This is a genomic window from Paenibacillus sp. P4_A7, from assembly GCF_056402455.1.
This window is the reverse complement of record NZ_JBFUHJ010000345.1, coordinates 1-5,900: the sequence shown is the minus strand read 5'-3', so window position 1 is coordinate 5,900 and position 5,900 is coordinate 1. Positions and strand designations below refer to the sequence as shown.

The following is a 5,900-nucleotide window of genomic DNA, read 5'->3' as shown; positions in this document are numbered from 1 at the left end:
CATTTGAACCGCGCCGATTAGAGGTTCCTGAAGCAGGCCGTTTTGAGAAAAAAAACCTTGATTACTTTATAAATGATTTAAGTTTATACGCAGGTAAACGAGTTATTATAAATGGCGGCGGTGATTCTGCTGTAGATTGGGCTCTTATGCTTGAGCCAATAGCTAAGGAAGTAACGCTCATTCATAGACGTGACAAGTTCCGCGCTCATGAGCATAGCGTAGAAAACCTTATGAATTCCAAGGTTAATGTAGTAACTCCTGCAGAAATCACCGAGCTTCACGGTGATGAGCAAATTGAGAAAATTACAATCACATTTAATAAGTCAGGTGAGACGCGGGAAATCGAATGTGATGCTCTGATCGTAAACTTTGGTTTTGTCTCTTCACTCGGGCCTATTTCAGAATGGGGATTAAACATTCAGAACGGATCCATTGTTGTCGACACCCGAATGGAGACCAATATCCCGGGAATTTTTGCAGCTGGCGATATAACAAGCTACCCTGGGAAATTAAAACTCATAGCTGTCGGATTTGGAGAAGCTCCAACTGCAATCAATAATGCCAAAGTATATATAGATCCAACGGCTAAGCTATCACCTGGCCATAGCAGTAACATGAAGTTATAAGAACCAATGACTGCAGCGTGCAAATTCTTATAAATTAAAAAAACAGTGAGATGTCTTAGACGTCTCACTGTTTTTTACTCTTTTTTATAGAATAAGTACATCGCTGTCCACCCGTGGCTAGACACTCTGTTCGCTCTACTTTTGCATCTCCAAGTACAGATTCAAACAATTGCAATTCGCACTGGCAAGCATGTTTGTATTTCGAAGCGACTTGCTCTATTGGGCAATTATGCTCTTTTAATAAAAACTCATCCTCATTTATCTTTTCTACCTCGACCATATAACCATTGTCATTCTGAATATCTGCCAAAGTGGAGACTCGCTCAGATAAGTCTTTATCTTTCATGCTTGCATCGTATTTCTTAACCATTTTATTTTTTCGCCCTTCAAAGAGCTGTTCCAAAGCCGACTCTCCAAAGTTTTCCGTAAGCTCATCTAATAACTCAAGTGTTAATGTCTGATATTTTCTAGGAAAGAAACCATCGGCATGCTCCGTTAAATAATAAACAGCTGTTGGCCTACCCATTGATTGCCTGATTGTTCTTGATGCTATGAGATTATCCCTCTCTAACGATTGAATATGGCGTCTGACTGCCATAACCGTTATTCCTAGCTCTTCGGTGAGATCCTTTGTCGTTAGGTCACCTTTCGTTTTAATGAGCTGAAGAATGTATTCCCTCGTTGAAAGCTGTCCTTGATCTATATTTGTCATTTATAATCACCGTCCAGTATATTTCAATTTATACCGCTCAAACACTTATTGAATACTGCAATAATATCATTTTCTAAAATTTATGTCTCTACCTCTGTCCCAAAATTACATTCCGTCCTTTACAGACTATTATATATACTATATTTAATAAATCAAACCCAACGATATAAATGCTCAAATTTAATATTGCATACTTATTATATATTTATGTTGATTATGTATACGAAGTGGTATAAGATGTAATTAGAACTTAAACATCTATTTTTAGGAGGATACAATTATGACACATCAATTACCGGCTTTACCTTATGCGAACAATGCCCTTGAACCACATATTGATGAACAAACGATGATGATTCACCATGACCGCCATCATAACGCGTATGTAACGAACTTAAACGCTGCTCTTGCAAACTACCCAGATCTTCAGAACAAAAGCCTTGAAGCTTTACTGCAAGATCTAAATCTAATTCCTGCTGAAATCCGTGCTGCCGTTCAAAACAACGGAGGCGGACATGCAAACCACAGTTTATTTTGGGAATCTATCGGGCCAAACGGCGGAGGTGTACCGGAAGGTAAATTAGCTCAAGCTATCGAACAGGAATTGGGTGGCTTTGAATCCTTTAAAGAGCAATTCAACAAAGCAGCAGCTACTCGATTTGGCAGCGGCTGGGCATGGCTCAGCGTCGATAACAACGGGAAGCTCGTCGTTTCCAGCACTCCAAACCAAGATAGCCCTCTCATGGATAACTTAACACCTATTCTTGGGCTGGACGTATGGGAGCATGCTTATTATTTAAACTACCAAAATAAACGTCCTGATTATATCAACGCGTTCTGGCATATTGTTCAATGGGATGTCGTCTCCAAACGCTATGACGATGCAAAAAAATAAAAAAGCATCACCGCAACAACACTGCACAACTTAACCTAATTAGCTATGAGGTGCAGAAATGCACCTCATTTTCATATCGCTTATTAAGAGGAAAAAAATGTTAGGACAAAGAAAGGATTAATCTTTCTGGCGCCGAAATCATAGACTATAAATAGCTAACTGTTAGTTTTCAAAAAAATAATATAAAGGGTGAGGATGAATGGGATTTGTAATAACTGAGGCTTGTATTAACGAGAAAATGGCGGATTGCGTGGATGTTTGCCCAGTTGATTGTATCGCAGAAGGTGATGATCAATATTTTATTAATACTGATATTTGCATTGATTGCGGTGCTTGCGAAGCCGCTTGCCCAGTCGGAGCCGTTTATTACGAAGATGATCTTACAGACGAACGGAAGAAATATATAGACAAAGCAGTACAGTTCTATAGTAACCAATAAGTAGATCCCTACATAACGACAGGAGTCTCTAAGCAATGAACTGTGATCCACACGAAGGACACTTTGAAAAAAGTGCCCCACTTGTGGATCATTTGTGTTTTAATCAGGGTAATAGTGAGGGCGTAGATGAGAGTGTCGTATCATGATTTAGGGTGCTTCATACGTCCCTTGGCCTAACATCAACAGCGYTATTCCCTGCCCCCAAGGCATGATGAACTCGTGAGGAATAGAATTATACGCCTGTACACTGATTTGAATTCCCGTTCCTTCAGATACGCCAAGCACTGTACCCTCTTCCGTAATACGTCGAAGTACGGCCTTATAACCTTTTTCCGCACATAGTAAGTATTTCTCATCCAAATACCCCATCTGCACACTTTTATAAATGCCATATACAAACCCCGCCGTGGCAGAGGTTTCCTCATAGGAGGAGGCATCATCTAGAATCGTGGGCCACATACCGTTTGCATGTTGGACAGCCGCCAGTGCCTCGACCTGCCGCTCGATTCTTGCAAAAAACCATTCTCTTTCCTTCTCATAACCCTTCAAGGATGCGAATATTTCCGGTATGCTGATCGTTACCCAGCTGTTTCCTCTGGCCCAGAGACAACCGCTGAGATAATGATCACCCGCTAAGCTGTATCCATGGTAAAGCAATCCGTTTTGCTCGGTTTGAAGGGATTCAATATGAAGCTTTGCCTGAAGTAGGCCTTCCTCGATATAAGCTACTTGATTCTGGATCTGTCCCAACTCCGTTAAGAACACGCCGGCCATAAATACGGTATCTACCCACATTTCTCCGGCAAACCTATCGTTAATGACGGTATGCTCAAGAGCCCCGTTTGCTAAACGCGGGGCATCCTGCATGAGCCAACTGGCAAACTTTTCGGCAAAATCAAGATAATGAGGTTCTCCTGTTTCACGATAGAGCAGCAAAACCGAAAGCAGCGGTGCTGTGGTATTGATGTTATAAGAAATCTGCTCGCTGTGCGCCATGTTGGAGTCAATAAACGTTTTGATGAAAGTATAAATCTCTTGGCTTCGGGTGGTCTCATACACCTTGCGCAATCCGTACAAAGCGACGCCTGCGCCCCAGTCCCAGTCGCCTTTCTTGTCCACATTAAAATCCATCTGCATCGTTGTTCGTGCTACTTTTCCCAATATTCCATTCACCTTTCACACCTCCTGTTGCTCATGCTTGACATTAATCTGGTTATAATCGTAAGTAGCCTTGATCCCGTTAGACCTTACTTTAATAATTCCACTGTTAAAAGCAGAAAACATATAGGGTCCGTTATAGGTAGGATAAGGAAAGATCACCGTTTCTCCGTTTAACGTTCGCTTTGATGGGTCCATCGATAGTTCCACCTTCGAGGAAGAACAGTATGATAACTGCAAACTTACAGGTTCAAAAACCACACGGTTCTGCACAATCGCTTTGCGAAACGAATCAAAATCCTGAAAGGTCATTTCATCGCCCACTTCGCAAATAACCGCATTGCTCCTTCCATGACTTCTGATTTCCATTCCAGCGTATTCGCCTTCTTCCGTCCATTCATACCCATTGTGCATATATAAGGAAATATAAACCCCTGACTTTCGCAAAAAAAGGTAATTCCCTTCTTCCTCAACCTCATCAAAGCCATTCCTCGGAACATGGACGTGAATCCAATGCAGCGCTTGCTCCTCAGGAATCTGATACATGGCCATCACCACATTTTTTTCACCAAAAAAGTGCCCGCAGCCGCAACCCAAATCTCCCGTCCAATATCCATGTTCGCTTCCTTCCGTGCCATGATGACCGGGATGATGACTGAATATCTTCAGGTTTGTTTTCTCCACCAGACTCAGATCCCATTGGTGCTGCTGATGATGAGCATACCACCCCGCATCACTGCCCAAACGGTATGGATCTTGGAAATTTACGGCTCCTATGATATACCGAGGCGTGTAATAGGAATACTTGTTGATGCTTCCATCCTCCTGCGGCAGCCTTTTGTGAGGCGTTTCGTAGGTTATGCAGTGTAAATGCTTGCTTTCTTGATGAACATAGGGCTGCGTTCGTCCAAGAGCAATCTCATAAATCTGCTGATGTGGCCGATAGCCCGAACAAATGGCAGCAATGAGGCAGGGACCTAAGATCTCTCCCCTATAACCATGCCCGAAATACAGATAGTATAGAGGGAAGGTACCGCTTCGGGCATGATCCAAAGCAACAGGTGCATAGATGCGGCCATGAGCCCCGCCGTACAAACCGTCGAGGCTATCGCAAACCATGTCCAGCATCAGCACATCTAGCATCATTTCTGCAAGCTTTACCAGTTCCGAATCGTCGGCAAAATCATAGAGACACAGCAGACACTCCACGACCTCTGGTAAATAGCTTGAGGAATCAAACTCTGCCCATCCCCGCTTCGCGCGGAAAACCAGATATTCCCGCAGAAATTTGTTTTCCTCCTCCAGAAGCTCTCTTCCTGTCTTTCCATACGCACTGAAACTCTCTTGCGGATACCTCTGTGCGGCCAGATACCGTGAGGTATGAAAAAGCAGCATATGATTCTCTGACTTGTATTTGCTTTCAAACTCATGATTCAAATAGAAGCTTCGTATGGATCTGATAGTCGCCTCCTGCAAAAGTCCAATAGACTCAAACTGGCAAAGTGCGCGTATAAGCTTGATAGCTGTAAAATCGGATTCTCCTTGCGGATCACGGCCATAAAGATGGGGATGCTCAAACCACTCCGCTGTCCTTAGCAATCTCTGATTACTCGCCTCCACAAAAATGCCTTTACTCAAGTTCGCAATGGCCATACCTCCATAAAGGTCCTTGGACATATCCTTTTGAATGAGCCTATCGAGCAAATAAGAGCTTCTTTCTTCGAGGCTATCTATGGCCTTGTTTGCCAGAGACTCTGCATCGTCAGACAGTGTAATGTATTCCATTCCCATCTCACCTTATTTCATAATGTCATCGTTTATTTTTTAGCAAGGAATTGATAAATGTCATTAGTTAGGAACGCATTCTCTTTATTCTGCTCATACCATTTCGCATACCATTCAATCGTTTGATTTTGTCCAATCTTCTGCTTCAAGCTATTAAGATCGGTTGTCGCTTGATCAGCGGAATAGCTGCCTCCGCTAACTACGCTCTTGGCAATAAGATCCTTGCTTTGCTGAGTCCAATCGTTATTGATCTTTAACAAATCAGCTGGAAGCGTAGGCATATGC

The 5,900-nt window shown here is 42.7% G+C and carries 6 protein-coding genes and 1 pseudogene; 3 read left to right on the top strand and 4 right to left on the bottom strand.

Features of this window, described 5'->3' with window-relative positions; all coding sequences use genetic code 11:
* Positions 1-626: NAD(P)/FAD-dependent oxidoreductase (locus AC1DWN_RS25750; protein WP_477561744.1), on the top strand; the 626-nt coding region annotated here is incomplete at its 5' end.
* A 64-nt stretch (positions 627-690) separates the two neighbouring features.
* Here AC1DWN_RS25750 and AC1DWN_RS25745 read toward each other — a convergent pair.
* Complete coding sequence (locus AC1DWN_RS25745; RefSeq protein WP_477561743.1) at positions 691-1,338, bottom strand: helix-turn-helix transcriptional regulator; 648 nt, start codon at positions 1,336-1,338, stop codon at positions 691-693.
* A gap of 280 nt (positions 1,339-1,618) precedes the next feature.
* On the opposite strand from AC1DWN_RS25745, the gene AC1DWN_RS25740 reads away from it, so the two are divergent.
* Together AC1DWN_RS25740 and AC1DWN_RS25735 are read left to right on the top strand one after the other, a co-directional pair.
* A complete protein-coding gene (locus AC1DWN_RS25740) occupies positions 1,619-2,233 on the top strand; it encodes a superoxide dismutase (RefSeq protein ID WP_477561742.1) in 615 nt (204 codons plus the stop codon).
* A gap of 199 nt (positions 2,234-2,432) precedes the next feature.
* Positions 2,433-2,672: an indolepyruvate ferredoxin oxidoreductase subunit alpha gene (locus AC1DWN_RS25735; RefSeq protein ID WP_477561741.1), complete on the top strand. Its 240-nt coding sequence runs from the start codon at positions 2,433-2,435 to the stop codon at positions 2,670-2,672.
* A gap of 147 nt (positions 2,673-2,819) precedes the next feature.
* Here AC1DWN_RS25735 and AC1DWN_RS25730 read toward each other — a convergent pair whose 3' ends face one another.
* The 3 genes and pseudogenes from AC1DWN_RS25730 to AC1DWN_RS25720 all read right to left on the bottom strand — a co-directional run.
* Complete coding sequence (locus tag AC1DWN_RS25730) at positions 2,820-3,845, bottom strand: glycoside hydrolase family 88/105 protein (protein WP_477561740.1); 1,026 nt, start codon at positions 3,843-3,845, stop codon at positions 2,820-2,822.
* A 3-nt stretch (positions 3,846-3,848) separates the two neighbouring features.
* Complete coding sequence (locus tag AC1DWN_RS25725; RefSeq protein WP_477561739.1) at positions 3,849-5,615, bottom strand: hypothetical protein; 1,767 nt, start codon at positions 5,613-5,615, stop codon at positions 3,849-3,851.
* A gap of 32 nt (positions 5,616-5,647) precedes the next feature.
* Positions 5,648-5,900: pseudogene (locus AC1DWN_RS25720) on the bottom strand (extracellular solute-binding protein); the annotation flags it as partial.